Source organism: Haemophilus sp. HN_Hi08 (genome assembly GCF_049824455.1).
In the GTDB taxonomy this organism is placed as follows: domain Bacteria; phylum Pseudomonadota; class Gammaproteobacteria; order Enterobacterales; family Pasteurellaceae; genus Haemophilus; species Haemophilus influenzae_D.
In genome coordinates, this window is sequence record NZ_CP187493.1 from 873,245 (window position 1) to 898,828 (window position 25,584).

At 37.8% G+C, this 25,584-nt stretch carries 21 protein-coding genes; 10 read left to right on the plus strand and 11 right to left on the minus strand.

The window, feature by feature from the left end:
* The first annotated feature begins 59 nt into the window (after positions 1-59).
* Positions 60-500, plus strand: coding sequence for an HI0074 family nucleotidyltransferase substrate-binding subunit (locus tag ACPT8O_RS04355; protein WP_021035553.1), 441 nt, complete (start codon positions 60-62; stop codon positions 498-500).
* Positions 493-837: a nucleotidyltransferase family protein gene (locus tag ACPT8O_RS04360; RefSeq protein ID WP_005672287.1), complete on the plus strand. Its 345-nt coding sequence runs from the start codon at positions 493-495 to the stop codon at positions 835-837. Before ACPT8O_RS04355 ends, ACPT8O_RS04360 begins: the two co-directional genes overlap by 8 nt.
* 12 nt (positions 838-849) lie before the next feature.
* Here ACPT8O_RS04360 and grpE read toward each other — a convergent pair whose 3' ends face one another.
* On the minus strand, positions 850-1,446 hold the full coding sequence (gene grpE, locus ACPT8O_RS04365) for a nucleotide exchange factor GrpE (protein ID WP_041175369.1): 597 nt from the start codon (positions 1,444-1,446) through the stop codon (positions 850-852).
* Positions 1,447-1,546: 100 nt separating this feature from the next.
* Here grpE and ACPT8O_RS04370 point away from each other — a divergent pair, with 100 nt between their 5' ends.
* Positions 1,547-2,437, plus strand: a complete 891-nt coding sequence (locus ACPT8O_RS04370; RefSeq protein ID WP_041175426.1) for an NAD(+) kinase — start codon at positions 1,547-1,549, stop codon at positions 2,435-2,437.
* 112 nt (positions 2,438-2,549) lie between these two features.
* Complete coding sequence (gene recN, locus ACPT8O_RS04375; protein WP_021035550.1) at positions 2,550-4,226, plus strand: DNA repair protein RecN; 1,677 nt, start codon at positions 2,550-2,552, stop codon at positions 4,224-4,226.
* Between the two features lie 20 nt (positions 4,227-4,246).
* Here the strand turns inward: recN and glnE are convergent, their stop codons facing one another.
* The 8 genes from glnE to dksA form a co-directional block, all read right to left on the minus strand.
* Entirely contained in the window at positions 4,247-7,192 is a 2,946-nt protein-coding gene (gene glnE / locus ACPT8O_RS04380) for a bifunctional [glutamate--ammonia ligase]-adenylyl-L-tyrosine phosphorylase/[glutamate--ammonia-ligase] adenylyltransferase (protein WP_021035549.1), read from the minus strand.
* A 6-nt stretch (positions 7,193-7,198) separates the two neighbouring features.
* Positions 7,199-8,134 carry a tRNA (adenosine(37)-N6)-dimethylallyltransferase MiaA gene (gene miaA / locus ACPT8O_RS04385; RefSeq protein ID WP_021035548.1) on the minus strand — a complete coding sequence of 312 codons (936 nt, stop codon included), beginning with the start codon at positions 8,132-8,134 and terminating at the stop codon, positions 7,199-7,201.
* A gap of 7 nt (positions 8,135-8,141) precedes the next feature.
* Entirely contained in the window at positions 8,142-10,043 is a 1,902-nt protein-coding gene (gene mutL, locus ACPT8O_RS04390; protein WP_021035547.1) for a DNA mismatch repair endonuclease MutL, read from the minus strand.
* Complete coding sequence (locus ACPT8O_RS04395) at positions 10,044-11,342, minus strand: LysM peptidoglycan-binding domain-containing protein (RefSeq protein ID WP_021035546.1); 1,299 nt, start codon at positions 11,340-11,342, stop codon at positions 10,044-10,046.
* A gap of 7 nt (positions 11,343-11,349) precedes the next feature.
* Positions 11,350-11,826, minus strand: a complete 477-nt coding sequence (tsaE, locus tag ACPT8O_RS04400) for a tRNA (adenosine(37)-N6)-threonylcarbamoyltransferase complex ATPase subunit type 1 TsaE (protein WP_005693857.1) — start codon at positions 11,824-11,826, stop codon at positions 11,350-11,352.
* Positions 11,827-11,901: 75 nt separating this feature from the next.
* Positions 11,902-12,384 carry a 2-amino-4-hydroxy-6-hydroxymethyldihydropteridine diphosphokinase gene (gene folK, locus ACPT8O_RS04405; protein WP_021035545.1) on the minus strand — a complete coding sequence of 161 codons (483 nt, stop codon included), beginning with the start codon at positions 12,382-12,384 and terminating at the stop codon, positions 11,902-11,904.
* Between the two features lie 8 nt (positions 12,385-12,392).
* Positions 12,393-13,751, minus strand: coding sequence for a polynucleotide adenylyltransferase PcnB (gene pcnB, locus ACPT8O_RS04410; RefSeq protein ID WP_041175425.1), 1,359 nt, complete (start codon positions 13,749-13,751; stop codon positions 12,393-12,395).
* Between the two features lie 247 nt (positions 13,752-13,998).
* On the minus strand, positions 13,999-14,436 hold the full coding sequence (gene dksA, locus ACPT8O_RS04415; protein ID WP_005652560.1) for an RNA polymerase-binding protein DksA: 438 nt from the start codon (positions 14,434-14,436) through the stop codon (positions 13,999-14,001).
* A gap of 259 nt (positions 14,437-14,695) precedes the next feature.
* Here dksA and ACPT8O_RS04420 point away from each other — a divergent pair, with 259 nt between their 5' ends.
* From ACPT8O_RS04420 to ACPT8O_RS04445, 6 genes are all read left to right on the plus strand, one after another.
* Complete coding sequence (locus tag ACPT8O_RS04420) at positions 14,696-17,062, plus strand: DNA internalization-related competence protein ComEC/Rec2 (protein ID WP_021035542.1); 2,367 nt, start codon at positions 14,696-14,698, stop codon at positions 17,060-17,062.
* A 40-nt stretch (positions 17,063-17,102) separates the two neighbouring features.
* Positions 17,103-18,866: a lipid A ABC transporter ATP-binding protein/permease MsbA gene (gene msbA, locus ACPT8O_RS04425; RefSeq protein WP_021035541.1), complete on the plus strand. Its 1,764-nt coding sequence runs from the start codon at positions 17,103-17,105 to the stop codon at positions 18,864-18,866.
* A 72-nt stretch (positions 18,867-18,938) separates the two neighbouring features.
* On the plus strand, positions 18,939-19,937 hold the full coding sequence (lpxK, locus tag ACPT8O_RS04430; RefSeq protein ID WP_041175368.1) for a tetraacyldisaccharide 4'-kinase: 999 nt from the start codon (positions 18,939-18,941) through the stop codon (positions 19,935-19,937).
* Positions 19,938-20,007: 70 nt separating this feature from the next.
* Positions 20,008-20,772, plus strand: a complete 765-nt coding sequence (gene kdsB / locus ACPT8O_RS04435; RefSeq protein WP_021035539.1) for a 3-deoxy-manno-octulosonate cytidylyltransferase — start codon at positions 20,008-20,010, stop codon at positions 20,770-20,772.
* Between the two features lie 145 nt (positions 20,773-20,917).
* On the plus strand, positions 20,918-22,747 hold the full coding sequence (uvrC, locus tag ACPT8O_RS04440; protein WP_021035538.1) for an excinuclease ABC subunit UvrC: 1,830 nt from the start codon (positions 20,918-20,920) through the stop codon (positions 22,745-22,747).
* 97 nt (positions 22,748-22,844) lie between these two features.
* Positions 22,845-23,558, plus strand: coding sequence for a TerC family protein (locus ACPT8O_RS04445; RefSeq protein ID WP_021035537.1), 714 nt, complete (start codon positions 22,845-22,847; stop codon positions 23,556-23,558).
* A 53-nt stretch (positions 23,559-23,611) separates the two neighbouring features.
* Here the strand turns inward: ACPT8O_RS04445 and uxuA are convergent, their stop codons facing one another.
* Together uxuA and ACPT8O_RS04455 are read right to left on the minus strand one after the other, a co-directional pair.
* A complete protein-coding gene (uxuA, locus tag ACPT8O_RS04450; RefSeq protein ID WP_021035536.1) occupies positions 23,612-24,796 on the minus strand; it encodes a mannonate dehydratase in 1,185 nt (394 codons plus the stop codon).
* 19 nt (positions 24,797-24,815) lie between these two features.
* Positions 24,816-25,571, minus strand: coding sequence for an FCD domain-containing protein (locus ACPT8O_RS04455; RefSeq protein ID WP_005652574.1), 756 nt, complete (start codon positions 25,569-25,571; stop codon positions 24,816-24,818).
* Positions 25,572-25,584 lie beyond the last annotated feature (13 nt).

A 25,584-nucleotide genomic window follows, 5' to 3' on the forward strand; every position in this document is an offset into this window, starting at 1 on the left:
ATAGGTTTTGAGAAAAAATAGTCTATGGTAAAATAGATGAGTATTTAACAGAGGTAAAAATGATGACTGATAAGCTAAATTTAAATGTATTAGACGCTGCATTTTATTCGTTAGAGCAAACCGTAGTACAAATTTCAGAAAGAAATTGGTTTGATATGCAACCCTCTATTGTACAAGATACCTTAATTGCAGGTGCAATTCAGAAATTTGAATTTGTTTATGAGTTAAGTTTAAAAATGATGAAACGCCAACTTCAACAAGATGCAATTAATACCGATGACATTGGGGTTTATGGATTTAAGGATATTTTGCGAGAAGCATTGAGATTTGGTTTGATTGAAGATATGTCAAAATGGGTTGCTTATCGTGATATGCGTAATATTACATCACATACTTATGATCAGGAAAAAGCCATGGCTGTTTATGCACAAATTGATGATTTTTTAATAGAAAGTCGTTTCCTATTGGAGCAATTACGTCAGAGAAATCAATATGACTAGTTTTGTACAGCTTGATATAAAAGCTGAAGAATTGGCGATTGTGAAAACTATTTTACAACAATTAGTACCTGATTATACCGTGTGGGCTTTTGGTTCTCGTGTAAAGGGAAAAGCAAAAAAATATTCCGATCTTGATCTTGCGATTATTTCTGAGGAACCTTTAGATTTTTTAGCGCGTGATAGATTAAAGGAAGCTTTTTCTGAATCAGATTTACCGTGGCGCGTTGATCTTCTAGATTGGGCTACAACGAGCGAGGATTTTAGGGAAATTATCCGAAAAGTTTATGTTGTTATTCAGGAAAAAGAAAAAACGGCCGAAAAACCGACCGCTCTTTAGACCAAATGTAAATTAAGCGGCCACCATAACCATCGCTGGGCGAATGACTCGACCATTTAAGGTGTAGCCTTTTTGCAATACGACGCTAATTTGATTGGTTTCAAATCCTTCAGCAGGTTGCATTGAAATGGCTTGATGTAAGTCAGGATTAAATGCTTCTCCGACAACACCTACAGCTTCCACACCAAAACGACTAACGGTTGAAACTAATTCTTTTAAGGTCAGTTCTACGCCGTCAAATAAGGCTTTTACGCTTTCATCTTCTTTATTTGCTGGAGTAGCAAGTGCACGCTCTAGGTTATCGATAGTATTCAAAATGTCTTTTGAGAATTTTTCCACTGCGAATTTATGTGCTTTTTCTACGTCTTGTTCAGTACGACGACGAAGATTTTCAATTTCAGCACGAGAGCGAAGTAAAATATCCTGTTCTTTGTTTGCCGCTTCTTCTATTTGAGTTTTTAGCAGCTCTTCAAGTTCTTGCACTCGGGCAATTGCTTCTTCTAAAGGATCAAGTTCTTGAGAAGACTTTGTTTGTTGTGTTTCTTCTACAACAGAGTCTTCTTGCTTTTCTACTTCTGGGGTTTCAATTTTTTGTTCTTGTTCTGACATTTTTTTCTCCGTAAATACAAAATTCGCCATAGTCGTTAGCTATAGTCTAACAAAAAACTATATAATGACGAAAATGTTAAATTCAAGTGCGGTTTATTTTATGAATAATTTATATCGTTCCTTTAAAACCATTGGGCTTGTAGGAAAACCTAGAAATGATATTAACCTACAAATGCACAAAAATTTGTTTCACTGGTTAACGGAACGCGGTTATCAAGTAATGATGGAAAAAGATGTTGCTGAAAAACTGGGGCTTCCTGCAGAAAATCTTGCAACACTTGATGAAATTGGTTGCCAAGCACAGTTGGTTATTGTGATTGGTGGTGATGGCAATATGTTGGGTCGTGCTCGCGTATTAGCAAAATATGATATTCCATTGATTGGTATCAACCGTGGTAATTTGGGATTTTTAACGGATATTGACCCGAAAAATGCCTATTCCCAGCTTGAAGCTTGTTTAGAACGTGGCGAATTTTTTGTGGAAGAACGTTTTTTATTGGAAGCAAAAATCGAACGAGCAAGTGAAATTGTATCAACGAGCAATGCGGTAAATGAAGCGGTTATTCATCCCGCTAAAATTGCACATATGATTGATTTTCATGTGTATATCAATGATAAGTTTGCATTTTCACAACGTTCTGATGGATTAATTGTTTCTACTCCAACAGGCTCTACGGCTTATTCTCTTTCCGCTGGTGGCCCGATTTTGACACCTAATCTTAATGCGATTGCGCTAGTGCCTATGTTTCCACATACATTAACTTCTCGTCCTCTTGTTATTGATGGCGATAGCAAAATATCGATTCGTTTTGCTGAACATAATACCTCTCAATTGGAAGTGGGGTGTGATAGTCAAATTACCTTGTCTTTTACTCCAGATGATGTGGTGCATATTCAAAAAAGCGAGCATAAACTTCGTTTGCTTCATCTGAAAAATTATAATTATTACAATGTGTTAAGTAGTAAATTAGGTTGGTTAAAATCATTTTGATTATGGTAAAAATTTTCGATTGAAATAGATTTGACAAAATACTGTAAAAAAATCCTTTACTGTAAATTAAATCAGTTATATCATGTTAAATATACAGTTAAAGGGGTTTATTATGCTTACTCAACTTACTATCAATAATTTTGCGATTGTTCGCCAGCTTGATATCGAATTGGCGAAAGGAATGTCTGTTATTACTGGGGAAACTGGGGCTGGTAAATCTATCGCCATTGATGCTTTAGGTTTATGTTTCGGACAAAGAGTAGAAACCTCAATGGTACGCGAAGGACAAGAACGTGCAGAAATTTGTGCAACTTTCCAACTAGAATCGAAAAATCCTGCTTATCACTGGCTGAGTGAGCAAGAATTACAAGATCCAGATAACCCAACAGAATGTATTTTACGTCGTGTGATTAATGCCGACGGACGTTCTAAAGCTTTTATTAATAGTACACCAGTATCCGCTTCCCAATTAAAAGAAATTGCTCAATATCTTGTTCATATTAATGGGCAGCACGTTTCTCAATTATTGCTAAAAAATGACTACCAGCTTCAGTTAGTTGATAATTTTGCCGCGCATTCAGAACTGCTTACAAAAATGCGTGAAGACTATCAGGCATGGAAAAATCTGCAAAATCAAGTAAAAACCTTTCAACAGAAAGTGGCAGAAAATGAAGCTCGTAGACAACTTTTACAATATCAAGTGGATGAACTGGATGAATTTAATCTTCGACCAAATGAATATTTGGAATTAGAAGATGAACAACGCCGTTTATCTAGCAGCGAACAGCTAACCCAACTTTCTCAATCAGCCTTGCAAATTTTAAGTGAAAATGACACGGTAAATATCGATAACTTGCTTTATCGTGCGACACAATATATTGATGAATTAGCTGAACTTGATCCTCAATATGCTGAAGTGCAAAGTATGTTGAATGATGCGTTGATTCAAGTGCAAGAAGCAACCAGTGAAGTGCAAAATTTATCGAGTAATATCGAACAAGATCCTCAACTTTTACAGGAAATCGAACAGAGAATTAGTCAGGCTTTACAACTTGCTCGTAAACATCAAGTTAAACCTGAAGATCTTGTGGAACATCATAAAAAATTGAAAGCGGAATTAACCGCACTTTTAGATTTTTCTGAAAGTGAAGAAATGCTGATTGAGCAAGAAAAACTGGCATTTGAACAAATGAAATCAACGGTTACAGCATTAACAGCAAGTCGTCAGAAATCAGCAAATCGCTTAGCGCAAAATGTCACGCAGTCGATAAAACAACTTGCAATGGAAAATGCAGAATTTTATGTAGAGTTGAATACGGATTTAGATAAAGTAGGATCAAACGGTGCGGATAATGTGATTTTCACTTTGCGTAGTAATTTAGGACAACAACCACAGCCATTAGCTAAAATTGCTTCTGGTGGAGAACTTTCTCGTATTTCTTTAGCGATTCAAGTTTTAACTTCTGATCAATCGGCTATTCCAACCTTAATTTTCGATGAAGTGGACGTGGGTATTAGTGGAAAAACAGCAAGTATTGTCGGAAAACTTTTACGTCAATTAAGTGAACGCTGCCAAGTATTATGCGTAACGCACTTGCCACAGGTTGCTTGTCATGGCCATCATCAGTTCAATGTAGAAAAATTTACTGTGGATAATAAAACTGAAACACAAATGACCGCACTTTCACAAGCTGAACGTGTACCAGCCTTGGCAAGACTCTTGGGCGGAAGTGAAATTACAGAATTAGCCTTAGCCAATGCACAGGAAATGCTAGATTTAGTTCATTAAAATGGGATTTAATTGCTATTTTATGAACTAAATAGCTTATCCCAAAATGCTTGAATAAATGACCGCTCTTTGACAAATTCAGTTTCATCTACGACAGGGGATTTACCTATCAAATTCAAATGATGAATGGTATTGCGTAAATCGACATAACATTGTTTTAATGTGTCGCAGTCTGTTTGACTAATAATTTTAGCCTCTGCCATATCATCGAAAATACGAACATTGTCTGACCATTTTGTCAGTTGTGGGTTTTGTGGGGCATTAGCAAGCATTAAATATTGAGCGATAAATTCAATATCAGTGATACCACCGCGATCTGTTTTAAGGTTAAATTCCCCATCTTTTGAATGAGACAAATGGGCAAACATTTTTTCCCGCATCTCCACAACATCTCGCTTTAATTGCTCAATGTCTCGTGATGTAGAAAGTACTTGTTGGCGGATATGTTCAAATTTCGTTTTAAGAAATGATTCGCCAAATACAGGGCGAGCACGCACAAGTGCTTGTTTTTCCCATGTCCAAGCGTCGTTCAATTGATAATGGGCAAATGCAGAAAGAGAGCAGCCAATTAAGCCTGCATCGCCAGAAGGGCGTAGGCGCATATCTGCCTCATAAAGTACACCAGCGGAAGTATTTATGCTGAAAATACTTACAATCTTTTGTGCCAAGCGTAGGTAAAATTGATTGCTATCAATCACTTTTTTTCTACCTGTTGTTTGGCTTTCTACAGCATCGTACAAAAATACGAGGTCTAAATCGGATTTATAACCGAGTTCAATACCACCCAGTTTTCCATAACCAATAACTAAAAATCCTTTTTCATCATTTTGTAAATGTTCAGGCACGCCAAATCTAGAAGACATTTGTTTCCAAGCTAGATTCACAACCACTTCAATAATGGCTTCAGCAAGATAGGTTAAATGATCGCTTACTTTCATTACTGGCAATGCACCTAAAATATCTGCCGCTGCTACTTTTAATACGGTTGCTTGTTTAAATTGACGTAAAGCATCAATAATCTGTTCTTCATCATCAGGTGGTAAACGAAGCAAATATTGGTGTAACTCTGCAGGATATTGGGTAAATGGCAACGGATGGCGTAGTGCTTCTGTATTAAGCAATTCATCTAATAAGATAGGATGGCGGGCCAGCTGCTCTGAAATAAGTTGAGACTGCGCACAAAGTTCAATAACTTGCTGAAGTGCGCGAGGATTTTCCAATAATAATTCTAAATAAGTCGTGCGACTCGAAATTTTTTCAATAATGTTCAGAATCCGTGGAAGCAAAGTGCGGTAATTTTCTTGAGTAAAAATAAGAGTAAATACCGTTGGCATTAAATGACTTAATACATCACGCCCACGTATACCTATAATTCTGTGATTTAGGTTATTTTTGAATTGAACAAGTTGTTCTAAAATTTCATCAATATTATTTTCTGATACACCACTCTCTAATAATGTTTGTTCAATATCCTCAAAATCAGTCTCTAAAAAATCTTGCCATTGGCTATAAGTTGGCGACGGTTCATCTTGTTCATTACCAATTAATTGATTAAATACCGCGCGTACTTTTTCTTGTTTTTGTTGCAGAGTGCGGTAAAAATTGTCCCAATTTTTTATTGGATAATATTTTTCAATGGTTTGATTATTTTCATTTAAACAAGTAAATTTTTTACAGGCTTCTACTAAACGAATTTGATCTATTTCATTGGCTGGTAGTGTTTGAGTTTGTTGATCGTTAATGGCTTGCAGAATGTTTTCTACGCGGCGTAAAAAAATATAACTTTCACGTAAATCGTAGAATTGTTGTTCAGTAATTAATCCTAGTTTGGTAATTTCAGGCAATATCTTTAATAGTGAATGTTGTTGCAAATTGATTTCTCGCCCGCCTCGAATGAGTTGAAAAACTTGCACGATAAATTCGACTTCACGAATCCCCCCAGCACCTAGTTTAACATTGTCTTTCAAGCCACGACGGCGTACTTCTCGCTCAATTTTGCCTTTCATTTCACGTAAAGATTGAATCACACTAAAGTCAATATAGCGACGATACACAAAGGGGCGTAACATTTTTTTCAATTTTGAAACCTTGGGATCCTTTGTTTGTGCGCCCAATACTCGCCCTTTAATCATCGCATAGCGTTCCCAATCTCGACCTTGATCTTGATAATATTGTTCCATTGCCGCAAAGCTGAGAACAAGCACACCGCTATCACCAAATGGGCGCAAGCGCATATCGGTTCGATACGCAAAACCATCAGAGGTAAATTCATCTAAGGCAGAAATAAGACGTTGTCCTAAACGCGTAAAAAATTTTCCATTATCCACAGAACGTCGAGCATTGGTATTCTCAATGGACGTTTCCCCTTGTGATGGATAAGTGAAAATTAAATCAATATCCGAGGAAAAATTGAGTTCAAAACCGCCTAGTTTCCCCATTCCTAGAATATAAAGTTGTTGCGGATTGCCTTGTTCATCCATTGGCGTACCCATCTCCGCACAGGCTTGATGATAAAGCCAATCGCGGGTAGCGATAATTAAACTTTCTGCAAGTTGTGAAAGCTGAACAAAAATTTCTTCTACAGTGGCAAGATTCAAACTTTGACAAAAACTTAATTTTGCCATTTCAATATTACGGAATTGGCGTAATGTTTGATAGAGTGTGGTTTCGTCATGTACATTGGCTAACTCTCTATTCAAACGTTCAGTATAGGAAGAGCAATCTGCAAAACAGGGCGATTTTTCCCACCATTGTTTCACTAAGTGCGGGTATTTTTGCAAGACTTTTTCCACAAAGTCAGACATTGCCATAGCATAGCTTAATTGGTAAATAGGCAGTTCAGGGTGGTTTGAATTTTGTTGAATGGCGTCGTGAATTTTTTCTGGGGAAAGTTCTGGAAAAGATTGGTACAGAATTGTGCCAAGAGATTGTAATTTTTGTTCAATGAGGGCAGAAAGTGCGGTCATTTTTTTCTAACCTTTTTGATAGGAATCTAAGTGACGTAATACGGTTTCTTTCGCTTGTTGAGGTTGCAAACTATCAAGCCATTGTATTGGTGTTTTCCAACCGCGTAGCCAAGTGAGCTGGCGTTTAGCTAGCTGGCGAGTTGCACAAATACCACGGAAAATCATTTCTTCGTGATCGTAATCGCCTTGCAAATATTCCCACATTTGGCGATAGCCCACGCAGCGAATTGACGGTAGATTAATATTTAAATCGCCACGCGCATAAAGTTTCTCCACTTCTGCTTGAAAGCCCAGTTCAATCATTTTATGAAAGCGTTGTTTGATGCGTTCGTGCAAAATATGACGATCTTGCGGCGCAATTGCAAATTGCACAAAATCATAAGGCAAGGCTTCGCCTTTTTCTTCTGTAAGCTCTGTGAGTGATTTTCCTGTGATGTAAAAAACTTCTAAAGCACGATTGATTCGTTGAGAATCACTTGGATTAATTCGGGCGGCAGAAATGGGATCGATTTTGGCGAGTTCTGTATGTAATGTTGCCCAACCTTGTTGAGCTGCTTTTTGTTCAAGCTCGGCGCGAATATTTTCATCAGCAGAAGGCAAGGGAGAAAGCCCTTCGATTAAGGCTTTATAATACAACATCGTACCGCCCACTAGTAACGGAATTTTGCCTTGTGCGGTAATATCCACCATTTCGCGTAGCGCATCATCGCGGAAATTCATCGCAGAATAGCTTTCTGATGGATCTAAAATATCGATCAATCGATGAGGCGCAAGGTCAAGTTCTTCTTTTGATGGTTTCGCTGTGCCTATATCCATTCCTTTATAAATGAGTGCTGAATCCACACTAATCACTTCGACTGGAAGTGCGCTTCGTAGTTGAATGGCTAAATCTGTTTTGCCTGAGGCTGTTGGGCCCATTAAAAAAATTGCGGTTGGTTTCATAAAAAATTTAAATTTCGTCTAATAAAGGCTGCCAATTAACAGGTTTGAGTAATTGGGTGAATGCCGTGCGATTTGTTTGCGTCAGTAAACGTTCTGTCTCGCTTAATAAATTGAGTGCATCCGCTAAAGCGTTAAAGGTTTTGCATTCTAACTGTGCACAAAGTGCGGTTAAAAATGGGGATGAATTTTCATTTTTTGTTAGCATTGTCATCACGCATTTTTGTAGATTTTGCGTGCGTAATATACTTGGTACGCGATTTAAGGTTAAGCGTAATTGGGCTTGATTTTCGATAAATTCAAAGCCAATTTTTTTGAAGTCATCTGAATATTGTTGCCATTTTTGGAATTGTGATTCGGTTAAGCGAAACACGATTGGAATCAATAAAGGCTGTTGTTCGATGTGTATTTGTTGTAAAGCCAATTGCCATTGCAAGCGTTGTAATTTTTCCAATGAAAGCAAAAAGAAATCTTGATTTTGTTGTAATAACAGCGCGCGATTTTCAATAAGTGAAAGGGTGCGTAGATGTGATGAGCACTCAATTATTTCAGTTGGGATGATTTTGGTTGTATCTGAAATATTTTGTTGTGCTGTATTCGATATATCCTTTTGCTCTGTAGGCGGTAATGTGCGTAACAATTCCCCATACAACTGCTGTTCTGTTTTACTTGGCGTGTCTTTTTTATAATTTTCGCGATAATCACGATAGTCTGCTGTGACATGGCTTGATAAGCCGCGACCATCAAAAAAGTGCGGTTGATTTTGCTGTGATTTTTCATGATATTGTGTCGCAAAGCTATTTTGCCCCGCAGCTGCACGATTAGGACGAATGCTGTAATGCGGTTGTGGCTCACGCACTGTATTTTCTTCGTGATTTTCTACCGCACTTTGTTCAGTATGCCAATTAATCTGTTCTTGATTGTTTAGTGCATAACTTATGCCTTCGTAAATAAAATCATGAATCAGACGTTGTTGATGAAAGCGTACTTCATGTTTGGTTGGATGAACATTGACATCTACATCGTGTGGGTTTAAATCAATAAACAATACAAAAGCAGGATAAGCATCGCTTGGCAAATATTGAGCGTAGGCTTGTCTAATAGCGTGGTTGATCACTTTATCACGCACCATTCGCCCATTGATATAGCAATAACTTAAATCATTTTGAGTTCGGCTAAAATTTGGTGTGGCTACCCAGCCCGATAAATGTAAATCATCGTGTTTCCAATCAATTCGTAAGGCATTTTTGACAAAATCATCCCCACAAATAGCAGCGACACGTTTAAGTTGCTGATTGAGATCGGAGGCGGGGCGGTATTGGCGGATAATTTTCCCATTATGCGTTAATGTAAATGCCGTGTTGAATTTTGTTAAGGCAATACGGCGAATGACTTCATCAATATGAGCAAATTCTGTTTTATCTGTGCGCAAAAATTTTCGGCGGGCTGGCGTGTTGAAAAAAAGATTGGCGACTTCAACTGTTGTGCCAACAGGATGTGATGCGGGTTTTATTGTTGTTTCCATATCACGACCTTGTGCATAAACTTGCCAAGCTTCAGTTTGCGCTTCGGTGCGAGAAGTTAGGGTTAGACGCGATATCGAACTGATACTCGCCAAGGCTTCGCCTCGAAAGCCCAAACTTAAAATGGCTTCGAGATCATCAAGATCGGTAATTTTACTCGTGGCATGTCGTGCTAAAGCAAGGCTTAATTCTTCTTTTGGAATGCCACAGCCATTGTCACGAATACGGATTAAATTTGCCCCGCCATTTTCGATGTCGATTTGGATTTTATTTGCGCCTGCATCAAGGCTATTTTCCACTAATTCTTTTACCACAGATGCAGGGCGTTCTACCACTTCTCCAGCAGCAATTTGGTTAGCAAGTTGTGGGGAAAGAATTTTAATTGGCATTTACTTTTCTCTTAATTTAATTTTTTGTCCTGTAATAACTTTGCCATTTTTTAAATGCGGATTTAGGCTCAATAGTATATTTACTGGAATGTTATATTCCCTCGAAATAGCATAGAGTGTTTGGTTTTTTGTTACTTTATGATAGAGCGGAATTATATTTTTTTGATTGTTGTTTTGTGTATTCTTCTCTTTTTTTAAATCTTTATTGGTATTATTTACTGAGCTATTTTGTTTTTTATGAAAATCATTTTCTTTAATTGTTAATGATTTATTTTTTATCTCGCCATTATCAGGGATTTTAATACTTTCATTTAGCCAAAGTGTTTTTCTCTTTAATTGATTTAATTTAATAATATCAGAGACTTTTACGTGATATTTATTTGATAAGCTACCTAAACTTTCTCCTTTTTTTACAATATGGCGAATGCCACTGTCTTTAATATTATCTTCATTTATATTTTGTTCTGAAGTGCGGTTATTTTTCCCTGATTTTTTTATATCATTTTGTTTGATGTTTTGAACTAAATTGTCTTTCACTAAGGAGTTGGTTTTACCGCTACGGAATGCAACTAAGCCTTCATAAATCATATAAGCAATGCGGCGGCGATAGGCTTGAGAGTTAAGTTTTTTTTCTTCTTCTGAATTGGAAAGAAATCCCGTTTCTACCAACACAGAAGGAATATCTGGAGAACGTAGAACACCTAGACTTGCATGTTGTGGCGTACTGCGACTTAATATTGTTACTTTAGCAAAATGGCGCAAAATATGTTCGCCTAACGCATAGCCAGTACGTTGGCTATGTCCAAATTGCAGATCAAGTACAGTCTGATCAAGATATTTGTCATTATTGTGTGAAAGTACTTTTCCTGCGCCGCCAAGTAATTCTGAGCGTTTTTCATCGTCTTCTAGCCATTGACCCATTTCATCATTGGCTCGACGGTTTGATAATACCCAAACAGAAGCCCCGCGACGATCAGGCGATTCAGATGAGTCTGCATGGATAGAAATAAGATAATTTGCTTTAAATTTACGAGCGATTTCTGAGCGTTCAGGCACGGAAATATAATAATCACTTTTACGCGTTAATACACCGCGAAAATGTGGATCTTTATCTAATAAGGCTTTTAATTCTTTTGCAATCGAAAGGGTAACATTTTTTTCATAAATGCCTAAATTTCGGCTGATTGCACCGGGATCTTTTCCTCCGTGACCTGGGTCAATCGCAATCGTAATTGGAGCTGCAAAAAGAGAAAAGCTAAATGTCGAGAAAAAAAGAAAAAATAAAATTTTAGTTTTCATAAATAAGTTAATTAGAAAATGCGCTTATAATATTTTTACCCAAATTTGTTTGTGCGATTAATTCAATATTTCGTGCATCATCGTAATAATCAATATTCACTAAAATATCCGCTTCTGGCAATATGCCTTGACCTTTTTCAGACCATTCAATTAAGCAAATGCTATCAGTATTAAAATAATCTCTAATACCCATAAATTCGAGTTCTTCAGGATCTGCTAAACGATATAAATCAAAATGATAAATCATTTTGCCTGCAATATTGTATTCTTCAACCAGCGTATAAGTTGGGCTTTTTACATTACCTTGATGACCGATACCTTGCAGCATTCCGCGCGTCAGCGTTGTTTTTCCTGCGCCAAGATCACCGTTAAGATAAACCATAATTGCTTTTTCAGTATGCAATTTTAAAAGAATTTCGGCGAATTTTTTGCCGAAGCGGAGCATAGAAAATTCATCAGGGATATATTGAGTTAAGCTTTCCATAACAGGTTATGAATGAAGAAAAATGTGGGCAGATTCTACCGCACTTTTGAGATTCATAAAAGTGCGGTGAAATTTCTAGGGATTTAATTTTATCATTTCATGGTCAGCAAATTGCTTGACCAAATCTGCTAGTGGCTGAGCGTTAGGTAAGACCAAATCCGATTCGATTTCAAACAACGGCACAATGACAAACTCACGGTTATGCATATCGTAATGTGGAACTGTTAAGCGTTCGTTTTGAATAATTTCATTGCCGTAAAGTAAAATATCTAAATCTAATGTGCGTTCGCCCCAGCGACGTAAACGCACTCGACCTTGCTCGTTTTCAATACGCTGTAATTCATCTAATAGTGCAAGTGGGCTAAGCTCGGTTTTAATTTTTGCAACAGCGTTCACATAATCGGGTTGATCTTGTGGGCCGAGTGGTTTGCTTTTATAAAAAGAGCTCGTTGTTACCAAATGCGTGTTTGGTAACTGACTTATCGCTCTAAGCGCAGAATGTAATTGTTCTACTGGCGTATTTAAATTGCTGCCTAACGCAATATATACAGTAATCATATCTCCCCTTACTCTGCTGAACGCATTGTTTTACGACGGCGTGGACGATAGTATTTTTTCTTTGGTTTGGGATGCAAACGTTGTTGCTCCTGTGTCAATTGTTCACGCTGTTCGCCATTACTAAATTGATATTCGTGCCACCATTTGGCTAATTCAATGGTTTCGCCACCTTCAATTTCTGCACGCATAGCCAGTAAATCAAAGGCAGCACGGAATTTTGGATGTTCCATAGTACGCATTGGTGCTGAGCCAGTACGTTTTAAGAATTGCAGTTGTAAGAACCAAATATCACGAATGACTGCAGTATGGCGACGTGGTGCAGCCAAGGCTCGGCAGAATAAATCTAACACTTCATTGCCTGCCAAAGCATAAGCATCGTGATTATTTAAACCGCCTTCATTTTTCAAAATTTCCACTTTTTCGCGTAATGGATACCAGAAAAATGCTGCAAATAAGAACGCAGGATTAATACGAAGTTTATCCACAACACGTTCATCTGTCGAAGTAAGGGCGGTGACGATCATACGTTCTGCAAAACTATCTTCTTTCTCTGTAAAATATGGACTTAATGCAGGGAAAAGTTGTTCAAATAAACCATATTGACGTAATAAACGATAGGTTTTTACCCCTTGTCCTGCTTGTAATAATTTTAAACTCTCATCAAATAAGCGAGCTGGCGGAATATTTTTTAATAAAGGCGCAAGTTCACGAATTGGTTGTTCACTTGGTTTTTCAAGGAACATATCAAGTTTTGCCATAAAGCGAATAGAGCGCAGCATCCGCACAGGATCTTCTTGATAACGTGTAACAGGATCGCCAATTAAGCGTAGCTTGCTCGCTTTGAGATCCTTAATGCCCTCGAAATAATCTCGTAACGTATTATCTTGTGGATTGTAATACAGCGCATTGACCGTAAAATCACGGCGCACTGCATCTTGTTCGATCGTACCGTAAACATTATCGCGCAGTAACATTCCTTCATTACTTTGCTTTGCTTGATTTTCATTGCGAGCATCACTGTGATTGGCTCGGAAAGTGGCAACTTCAATAATATCTCGACCAAACATAATATGTGCTAATCGGAAACGGCGACCCACTAAACGGCATTGACGTTGAAAAATATTTTGGATTTGTTCAGGACGTGCGTTTGTTGCAACATCAAAATCTTTTGGTTTTTTACCAAGTAATAAATCGCGGATACATCCACCGACGATATAAGCCTCGAAACCTTGACGTTGCAGTTTTTCCACAACAGTGAGTGCATTACGGCTAAAATCTCGTGGGGAAATATCAAATTGAGCCGCTTTAATCACATTTTTATTGTAGCGACGTGTTTGTTCTGATTTTTTTGTCTGTGCTTTTGGCATTTGAGTATTAGAACGCTCAACTCGTTTAGAATAAGCACTTGTTTTGGCAACCTCTTTTGATTTTTTTGTCTTCTTGCCAAACAAATTTTTGATATAAGTAAGAATAATTTACTCCGTTTTTTTGTTGGAAATAAATGGTTTAGCTATTTTTCTGTAAAGAAAAAGGCAAGGGGATTTTTCCGCATTTTTAAATGCAAAAAAGTGCGGCTAATTTTAACCGCACTTTGGTATTTTTCAATAGAACGAATTAACCAGCGACTTGTTTTTCGCGGATTTCAGCTAACGTTTTGCAATCAATGCAAAGATCTGCTGTTGGGCGCGCTTCTAAACGGCGGATACCGATTTCCTCGCCACAACAATCGCAGTAACCGAAATCATCGGTATCAAGTTTTTTCAAGGTTGCTTCGATTTTTTTCATTAGTTTGCGTTCGCGATCACGATTACGCAATTCTAGACTAAATTCCTCTTCCTGAGTTGCTCGGTCTGCGGGATCGGGGAAATTGGTTACTTCATCCTGCATATGTGCAACGGTGCGAGAAGCTTCTTCCACGATTTGCTCGTGCCAAGCATTAAGAATTTTTCTGAAATGAAGAATTTGCTCTTCATTCATATATTCTTCATCTTTTTTCATTTGATAAGGCTTAACGCCTGCTAAATCTAGCAAGTTCAATGATGCTCTTGACATCTCTCACTCCTAATACATACAGAATTTAAGCGTGGACTTCACGACTTCCTGTCTTGTTATTTTAGTTTGTTCCTGACTGCTATTTTAGGAACCCAATTTTTGCGGGCGGTATAAATATCAGAAGTTGTTTGTTTTAGCAAGTAAATTTTCCTGAAAAATTTATTTTTACAATATGGATCGTAAAATTTGAAGCAACCGTTTGCATATTTAAATAAAACTAGCCTAGTCTTAGAGAGATTGGAATTAATCTTTTACAAAAATGAAATTAAACTTAATAACTTTAGCTGTCTTGTTAATTGTTGCGGATTTAACGTTGTTATTTCTACCGCAGTCATTGCTATTGCCTTGGCAAGTTGCTCTCGTTATTGCGCTTGTTTTGATTTTTCTTTTTATTTTTTTGCGTAAAAATTTCTTAGTTAGCCTTGCTTTTTTTGTTGCTTCTCTTGGCTATTTTCATCATTCGGCTTTGAGTTTATTACAACAAGCTCAACGTATTAGCGCTCAAAAGCAAATGGTGACTTTTGAGATTCAAGAAATTTTGCATCAACAGGATTATCAAACACTTATCGCCACAGCAACATTAACGAATAACTTACAAGAGCAACGAATTTTTTTAAATTGGAAAGCAAAAGAGGCGCCTCAACTATCGGAAATTTGGCAAGCTGAAATTTCTTTACGTCCCCTTTCTGCGCGATTAAATTTTGGTGGGTTTGATCGGCAACAATGGTATTTTTCAAAAGGAATTACAGCTGTTGGAAGCGTAAAAAGTGCGGCGAAAATTGCTGATGTTTCATCATTGCGTGCAGAAAAATTGCAACAAGTGAGAAAGCAAACGGAAGGATTATCTCTACAAGGTTTATTGATTGCGTTAGCTTTTGGCGAACGGGCTTGGTTAGATAAAAACACTTGGTCAATTTACCAACAAACGAATACCGCACATCTTATTGCTATTTCTGGCTTACATATTGGGTTGGCTATGGGAATTGGATTTTACTTGGCTCGTGTTGTGCAAGTATTTTTCCCAACCCGTTTTATTCATCCTTATTTTCCTTTAGTTTTTGGTGTTTTATTTGCTTTAATTTATGCCTATTTGGCTGGTTTTAGCGTGCCAACTTTTCGTGCCATTTCAGCACTTGTTTTCGTTTTCTTTGTTCAAATAATGAGGAGATATTATTCGCCTTTTGAGCTTTTTACGTTGGTTGTCGGATTCTTGCTTTTCTGCGATCCATTAATGCCGCTTTCGGTCAGTTTTTGGCTTTCTTGTGGTGCAGTTGGTTGTTTGATCCTCTGGTATCGTTATGTGCCTTTTTCACTTTTTCAATGGAAAAATCGTCCCTTTTCCCCAAAAGTGCGGTGGATTTTGAATTTATTTCATTTGCAATTTGGGTTATTGCTTTTTTTTACGCCTTTGCAACTTTTTCTATTTAATGGCTTATCGCTAAGTGGATTTTTAGCCAATCTTATGGCTGTTCCAATTTATAGTTTTTTCCTTGTGCCATTAATTTTATTTGCTGTTTTTACCAACGGCGCGGTTTTTTCTTGGCAACTAGCAAATAAGCTAGCCGAAGGAATTACTGGGTTAATTTCTGTTTTTCAAGGAAATTGGCTCACGGTTTCATTTAATTTAGCATTATTTTTAATCGCACTTTGTGCAGGAATTTTTATGTTAATTATTTGGCGTATTTATCGAGAACCAGAGGCTTCACCATCAACTTGGAAAATTAAACGACCAAGATTTTTTACATTAAATCTCAGTAAACCTTTGCTAAAAAATGAACGAATCAACGTTTTGCTATGTTCTTTCGGCATTATTCTTATGTGTTTTATGATTTTGTTGTTTAAACAATTGAGCAAACCAACTTGGCAGGTAGATACTTTAGATGTGGGGCAGGGCTTGGCAACGCTGATTGTGAAAAATGGCAAAGGGATTCTTTATGATACGGGTTCTTCTTGGCGAGGTGGAAGTATGGCTGAATTAGAAATTTTGCCTTATTTACAAAGAGAAGGGATTGTTTTGGAAAAATTGATTTTAAGCCACGACGATAACGATCACGCAGGTGGTGCTTCGACAATTTTAAAGGCATATCCCAATGTGGAATTGATTACCCCTTCACGAAAAAACTATGGGGAAAATTACCGCACTTTTTGTACTGCTGGACGTGATTGGCATTGGCAAGGGCTACATTTTCAAATACTTTCTCCTCACAACGTTGTGACACGAGCTGATAATCCCCATTCTTGTGTGATTTTAGTTGATGATGGAAAGCATCGAGTTTTGCTGACGGGCGATGCTGAAGCAAAAAATGAACAAATTTTTGCCCGCACTTTAGGCAAAATTAATGTGTTGCAAGTGGGGCATCACGGGAGTAAAACATCGACAAGTGAATACTTGCTTTCTCAGGTTCGACCAGATGTGGCGATTATTTCTAGTGGACGTTGGAATCCGTGGAAATTCCCCCATTATTTGGTTATGGAAAGGTTTCATCGCTATAAAAGTGCGGTAGAAAATACCGCTGTTTCGGGGCAAGTGCGGGTAAATTTTTTTCAAGACCGATTAGAAATCCAGCAAGCTCGCACAGAATTTTCCCCTTGGTATGTGCGTGTAATTGGATTATCAAAGGAATAAAAGGTACAATGCGTGCAATTTTTACTATTAGATAGCGATTATGCAAGAGCAAAAATTACAAGAAAATGATTTTTCAACCTTACAAACGTTTAAGCGTTTGTGGCCAATGATTAAACCTTTTAAAGCGGGGCTTATTGTTTCTGGCGTCGCGTTAGTTTTTAATGCATTAGCTGACTCAGGCTTGATTTATTTGTTAAAACCGTTGTTGGACGATGGTTTTGGTAAGGCAAACCATTCATTTTTGAAAATGATGGCTTTTGTCGTCGTTGGGATGATTATTTTACGCGGCATTACCAACTTTATTTCTAATTATTGCTTGGCGTGGGTATCAGGCAAAGTTGTCATGACAATGCGTCGCCGCTTGTTTAAACATTTAATGTTTATGCCAGTGAGTTTCTTTGATCAAAATTCAACAGGGCGTTTACTTTCTCGGATTACTTATGATTCCCAAATGATTGCAAGTTCTTCTTCAGGATCTTTGATTACAATTGTGCGAGAAGGAGCATATATTATTTCGCTATTCGCAGTGATGTTTTATACCAGTTGGGAATTAACAATTGTGCTTTTTATTATAGGTCCAATCATTGCTGTTTTAATTCGTTTGGTATCAAAAATTTTTCGTAGATTAAGTAAGAACTTACAAGATTCAATGGGTGAACTTACGTCTGCTACAGAACAGATGTTAAAAGGTCATAAAGTTGTGCTTTCTTTCGGAGGGCAACATGTGGAAGAAGTGCATTTTAATCATGTTAGTAATGATATGCGTCGAAAAAGCATGAAAATGGTGACAGCAAATTCCATTTCTGATCCTGTGGTGCAAGTTATTGCATCTCTCGCATTAGCTACGGTGCTCTATTTAGCTACCACTCCATTGATTGCAGAAGATAATTTGAGTGCAGGCTCATTTACAGTGGTATTTTCTTCAATGTTAGCTATGATGCGTCCGTTAAAATCATTAACTGCGGTGAATGCACAATTTCAAAGTGGAATGGCAGCATGTCAAACGCTATTTGCCATTTTAGATTTAGAGCCAGAAAAAGATGACGGGGCTTATAAAGCAGAACCTGCGAAAGGCGAGTTAGAATTTAAAAATGTGAGTTTTGCATATCAAGGAAAAGATGAACTTGCATTAAATAATATTTCTTTTAGCGTTCCAGCTGGAAAAACCGTAGCTCTAGTGGGACGTTCTGGATCGGGCAAATCAACCATTGCTAATTTAGTGACACGTTTTTACGATATTGAGCAAGGCGAGATTTTACTTGATGGTGTAAATATCCAAGATTATCGTTTATCTAATTTACGTGAAAACTGCGCTGTGGTTTCTCAACAAGTCCATTTATTTAACGATACTATTGCGAATAATATTGCTTATGCAGCACAAGATAAGTATTCTCGCGAAGAAATTATCGCTGCAGCAAAAGCGGCTTATGCTTTAGAGTTTATCGAAAAATTACCGCAAGGTTTTGATACGGTAATTGGCGAAAATGGCGCTAGCCTATCAGGTGGGCAACGTCAGCGTTTAGCGATTGCTCGTGCTTTATTGCGTAATTCGCCAGTATTAATTTTAGATGAAGCTACATCTGCACTAGATACGGAATCAGAACGAGCAATCCAATCTGCATTAGAGGAATTAAAGAAAGATCGCACGGTTGTTGTGATTGCCCATCGATTATCTACTATTGAAAATGCGGATGAAATTCTTGTGATTGATCACGGAGAAATTCGTGAGCGTGGCAACCATAAAACATTGCTTGAACAAAATGGTGCCTATAAACAGTTGCATAGTATGCAGTTTACTGGCTAATTTATTGATTATCGAAAACGCGAGTTGAAAAACTCGCGTTATTTTATCCGCACTTATTAGAAAGGATTTTCTATGCCCTTCTGGTATTCCAACTCCAAACTTATTTGGCTCTTATCGCCTTTTTCTTTATTGTTTTGGTTGATTAGCCAACTTCGTCGCGCCTTATTCTCTTTGGGGCTGAAGTCTTCTTATCGCGCACCAAAACCAGTGATAATTGTGGGAAATTTGTCTGTGGGTGGAAATGGCAAAACGCCTGTGGTTGTTTGGCTTGTGGAAGAATTAAAAAAACGAGGTTTTCGCGTAGGTGTGATTTCTCGTGGTTATGGAAGCAAATCTAAAACGTATCCGTTATTCGTTACTGAAAATACGCATCCGATTGAAGGTGGTGATGAACCTGTATTGATTGCTAAACGCACTAATGCTCCAGTCGTGATTTCCCCGAATCGCCAGCAAGCGATTGAATTACTCTTAAGCCAAGCAGAGTGCGATATTATTATTTCTGATGATGGTTTACAGCATTATCAATTACAGCGTGATTTGGAAATTGTAGTAATGGACGCTGAACGCGCATTGGGAAACGGTTTTGTATTGCCTGCAGGTCCATTGCGAGAATTACCAAGTCGATTAAAATCCGTAGATTTTGTGATCACTAATGGTGGAAAAAATCAGTATTCAGATGCAGTTATGCGTCTTGTGCCTCATTTCGCGATTAATTTAAAAACCAATGAAAAACGCCAATTAAATGAATTTCAATCAGGTGTTGCCATAGCAGGGATTGGCAATCCTCAGCGTTTTTTCACTATGCTAGAAAAGTTAGGGATTCAGTTACAGCAAACTCGAGTATTTCAAGATCATCAACATTTTGAAGCGTCTCAATTAGAAAAACTTTCTGAAAATCAACCGCTCTTTATGACGGAAAAAGATGCCGTAAAATGCCAATCTTTTGCTAAAGATAATTGGTGGTATGTCCCTGTCGATGCAGAAATTATTGAGGCTGAAAAACAACGTGAAAATTTACCGCACTTTTGGAGCAAAATAGACAAACTTGTGGAGCAATACAGAAATGTCTGAAAGGATTAATCTCCAGTTGTTTTGATTGCTTGCCGATAAAGCTGAAATATTAAAGAATAAGGAATAAATTATGTCATTTACCGTGATTATCCCCGCTCGTTTTGCATCAAGTCGTTTACCTGGAAAGCCTCTTGCAGATATTGCGGGTAAGCCAATGATTCAACATGTATTTGAGAAAGCTCTGCAGTCTGGGGCGAGCCGAGTGATTATTGCCACCGATAATGAAAATGTGGCTGATGTTGCCAAAAGTTTTGGTGCTGAAGTCTGTATGACTTCGGTTAATCATAATTCTGGTACAGAGCGTTTAGCGGAAGTTGTAGAAAAATTAGCGATTCCCGATAATGAAATCATTGTCAATATCCAAGGCGATGAGCCTTTGATTCCTCCCGTTATCGTACGACAAGTGGCAGATAATTTAGCAAAATTTAATGTCAATATGGCAAGCCTTGCGGTCAAAATTCATGATGCTGAGGAATTATTTAATCCAAATGCAGTGAAAGTATTAACAGATAAAGATGGCTATGTGCTGTATTTTTCCCGTTCGGTTATTCCTTATGATCGTGATCAGTTTATGAATTTACAGGATATTCAGAAAGTGCAGCTTGCGGACGCTTACTTACGTCATATTGGCATTTACGCGTATCGTGCTGGTTTTATAAAACAATATGTGCAATGGGCACCGACTCAACTTGAAAATCTAGAAAAACTTGAGCAACTTCGCGTGTTATATAACGGCGAACGTATTCACGTAGAACTTGCGAAAGAAGTGCCTGCAGTGGGGGTGGATACCGCCGAAGATTTGGAAAAAGTGCGGTTGATTTTGGCGAAGGATTAAATACTTGGCTCCCCCTGCTTGCGGGGGGAGCTGCCGAAGGCTGAGGGGGGATAAATTTAACATCGCAAGCCCCCTTTTGCTCTTTAGGCTCCTTCCCCCGAAAGCAGGGAAGGCAAGATGTCTTTTGTTATTGGTAAAATATTCTATGTTCAATCCCAAAAAATTCCTCGCGGATGTCTCTCACGAACCTGGTGTTTATCGTATGTATGACGATAAAGATCAGGTTATTTATGTTGGGAAAGCAAAGGATCTAAAAAAACGTCTTTCAAGCTATTTTCGTAAAAATCTGAGCAGTAAAAAAACAGAGGCGTTGGTTGCGTCAATTCATCATATTGACACTACGCTAACTTCATCTGAAACGGAAGCTTTACTGCTAGAGCATAATTTCATCAAGCTTTATCAGCCTCGCTATAACGTATTATTGCGTGATGATAAATCCTATCCATTTATTTTATTAACCAAAGAACGCCATCCAAGAATCACGTCCTATCGTGGGTCTAAAAAATTTGCGGGTGAATATTTCGGGCCCTATCCTCACGCGGGAGCCGTGCGTGAAACTTTGTCGCTTTTGCAAAAACTTTTTCCTGTTCGCCAATGTGAAAATTCCGTTTATTCCAACCGCTCTCGTCCTTGTTTGCAATATCAAATTGGGCGTTGTTCCGCACCTTGTGTTCAGGGATATGTTTCCGATGAAGAATATAATCAGCAAGTTGAATTAGCCCGCTTATTTTTACAAGGCAAAGATCAACAGGTGTTAGATTATTTAATCGGTAAAATGGAGCAGGCAAGCAGAAATTTAGATTTTGAACAGGCTGCTCGTTATCGCGATCAAATTCAGGCGGTGCGTTCGGTTATTGAAAAACAATTTGTATCCAATGAACGTTTAGATGATATGGATATTATGTCTATCGCTTACCAACACGGGTTAGCCTGTGTACAGGTGATGTTTATTCGTCAAGGAAAAGTGCTAGGCAATCGCAGTTATTTCCCAAAAGTCCCCGCCAATACGGATTTATCGGAACTTACCGAAACTTTTGTAGGGCAATTTTATTTACAAGGTCATCAAGGACGAAGTATCCCGAATAGCATTATTGTGGATCGTCAATTAGCTGAAAAATCGGAGCTTGAGCAACTTCTTACGGAGCAAGCTGGCAGAAAAGTGACGATTCAAGAAAGCGTAAAAGGCGATAAAAGTAAATACTTACAGCTCGCACAAGTTAATGCTAAAGCAGCTTTAAATGTACAACTTAAACAATCTTCACGAATGTCAGAGCGTTATCAAGCGTTGTGTGAGCTGTTAAATCTTCCTGAAATTAAGCGTATGGAATGTTTTGATATAAGCCATACAATGGGAAATCAAACAGTCGCATCTTGTGTTGTTTTTAATAAAGAAGGTCCACTGAAATCTGATTATCGCCGTTTTAATATTGAAGGCATTACTGGCGGAGATGATTATGCTGCGATGGAACAAGCGTTGCAGAAACGTTATGAGCGTGATTTAGAAGAAGATAAAATTCCCGATATTATTTTTATTGATGGTGGAAAAGGGCAGTTAAATCGAGCATTGAACGTGTTCCAACATCTTCAAGTAAAATGGGATAAAAATAGACCGCACTTAATTGGCGTGGCAAAAGGTGTGGATCGTCGAGCAGGGCAGGAAGTACTGATTATCAGCAAACAAGACCGCGAAATTCATTTGCCTGATGATAGTTTGGCATTGCATTTGATTCAACATATCCGTGATGAAAGCCATAATCACGCAATAAGCGGACACCGTAAAAAACGTCAAAAAGCCTTTACACAAAGTGGTTTAGAAACCATTGAAGGAGTGGGAGCTAAACGTCGTCAGGCTTTACTGAAATATCTTGGTGGTTTACAAGGTGTGAAAAAGGCGACCTTAGATGAAATAGCCTCTGTACCGGGCATTTCCCCTAAACTTGCTGAAAGGATTTTTGAAACGCTTAAAAACGACTAATCAATCATTTCTCAAATATAAATAACGATTGCTTTTCGTCATAAAGCCATTATGATCTGTATTTTCGGATTTATTTAACTCAATTATAGGAAAAATTATGTTTGAATGGATTGCAGAGCCTGAAGCGTGGATATCACTTGTGACACTTGCGGCTTTAGAGATCGTTTTAGGAATCGACAATATTATTTTTATTAACATCCTAGTTGGACGTTTATCTGAACGCCAACGCCAGTCTGGTCGTATTCTTGGGCTTGCTTTGGCAATGCTAACAAGAATTTTACTTTTAATGTCACTAGCGTGGATAATGAAACTTACTGCACCGTTATTTACTGTGTTTAATCAAGAAATTTCTGGGCGTGATTTGATTTTATTAATCGGTGGTTTATTCCTGATTATAAAAAGTTCTGGCGAAATTAAAGAGGCGATAAATCATCAAGAACACCATGAATCTGAAAGCAAAAACAAAGTGAGTTATCTTGGCGTATTAATTCAAATTGCTGTGCTAGATATTGTATTTTCTTTAGATTCTGTCATTACAGCGGTGGGTATGGCAAGCCACCTTCCTGTGATGATTCTGGCGATTATGATTGCCGTGGGGGTGATGATGTTTGCGGCAAAACCAATCGGCGATTTTGTAGATACACATCCAACGTTGAAAATTCTAGCTTTAGCTTTCTTAATTTTAGTCGGAATTAGTTTAATTGCAGAAAGTTTGGATATTCACATCCCGAAAGGTTACATCTATTTTGCAATGGGATTCTCTGTTGTGGTCGAGATGATCAATATTCGAATGAGAAGATTGATGAAATAAATTAGAAGTGCGGTCGATAAAAATAATGTTTTTTATCGACCGCACTTTTTCTTTTACTTATTGAAATACACTTTTTTTAGTGCCATCTCTAAACCGCGAAATTCAGCTAGACCTTTTAACCGACCAATGGCAGAGTAGCCAGGATTGGTTTTTTTACGTAAGTCATCCAACATTTGATGTCCATGATCTGGGCGCATTGGGATTAAACGAGTTTCTCCTAGATTTAATCGACGATATTCTTCATTTAATAAAGCTTTTACTACATTAAACATATCTACGTCTCCCTCTAGATGAGCTGCCTCATGGAAGGTTAGTGGATTACCTTCACGTTGAGTAGAACGTAAATGAGCGAAGTAAATACGATCAGCGAATTGTTCAGTCATTTTTACGAGATCATTATCGGAACGTACGCCATAAGAACCCGTACACATTGTAAAACCATTTGCTGGTAATGGTTGAGTTTCTACAAACCACTGCATATCTTCAATAGTTGAAACTATGCGTGGTAAGCCTAAGATTGGGCGTGGAGGATCGTCTGGATGAATCGCCGTTTTGATTCCTACTTCTTGGGCAACAGGTACGATCTCATTTAAAAAATAAGCCAAATGCGTACGGAATTTTTCGGATGAAATATCTTTATAGCGATCTAATTGAGTTTGAAATTCATCAAGAGTGTAACCTTCTTCTGCACCGGGTAAGCCCGCAATAATATTACGCGTTAATTGCGCTATATCTTGCTCTGACATATTGTCATAATAGGTTCTTGCTGCAACTTGTTCTTCTTGATTATAGGTTTTTTCTGCATCAGGACGTTTTAAAATATGAAGTTCAAATGCGGCAAAAGCGATATGATCAAAGCGCAATGCTTTAGAACCATCTGGTAATTCATAAGCAAGATCGGTTCGAGTCCAGTCTAAAACTGGCATAAAATTGTAGCAAACAGTGTCAATTCCACATTGAGCAAGATTGCGAAGAGTTTGTTTGTAGTTATTAATCCATTTTTGATAATTTCCAGTCTGAGTTTTAATCTCTTCATGAACTGGTACACTTTCCACTACTGACCAGCTTAAACCAGCATTTTCTATTTCAGTTTTGCGTTTTTTAATTTCTTCAATACTCCATATTTCACCGTTAGGAATATGGTGAAGTGCAGTGACTATACCAGTTGCGCCTGCTTGACGAATATCAGATAAAGAAACAGGATCTTTTGGTCCATACCAACGCCATGCTTGTTCCATTTTTAACTCCTATAGTTTTCTAACGATCAACAACAATTGGGCTCATATTAAATAGATAACCATCAAAATTAGGATCATCTACATCAGATAATTCAAAAAGTTTTTGCTTAACATTTTCTAAATGTTGCCACATTGCTTTTTTTGCCATTACAGGATCTTTTCTCTGTAGGGCTGTAATAATATTCTCATGATCTTGTAACCAAAGGTGACGATAGCTCTGATTTGGAATATGAAGATGTAAACCTTTCCACATTTGACTATTAGTACGAAGATCCCACAGTGCTTTTTGCATTTGTAAAATAACTTCATTTTGGGTTATTTCTGCTATAGTACGATGAAAATCTTCATCTGCCACATAATCTTCATCACCTTGTTCAAGTGTATTTCGCTCTCTTGCTAGAATGTCTTTTAATTTAGTAATATCTGCTCTTGTTACTTGTAACGCAGCAAATTCAGCCATACTACTCTCTAATAATTGGCGAGCTTGTAAAAGTTCAAAAGGACCTACATCAACCTTATCTAAAAATTCATCATTACTTGCAGCGCGTTGTGGCAATGCAATCACATACACTCCAGAACCTTTACGTACTTCAACAAGGTTTTCTAATTCAAGCATAATGATGGCTTCTCGAATGACTGTACGACTTACATCAAAATAATCAGCCAAGTCTCGCTCAGCTGGTAGTTTATCGCCTATTTTATATTGATGATTATTTAGCTGTTGTTTTAACTCATTTCCTATTTTTTTATAGGATCGCAAGTCATCAATGTTCATAAATTTTTCCTAA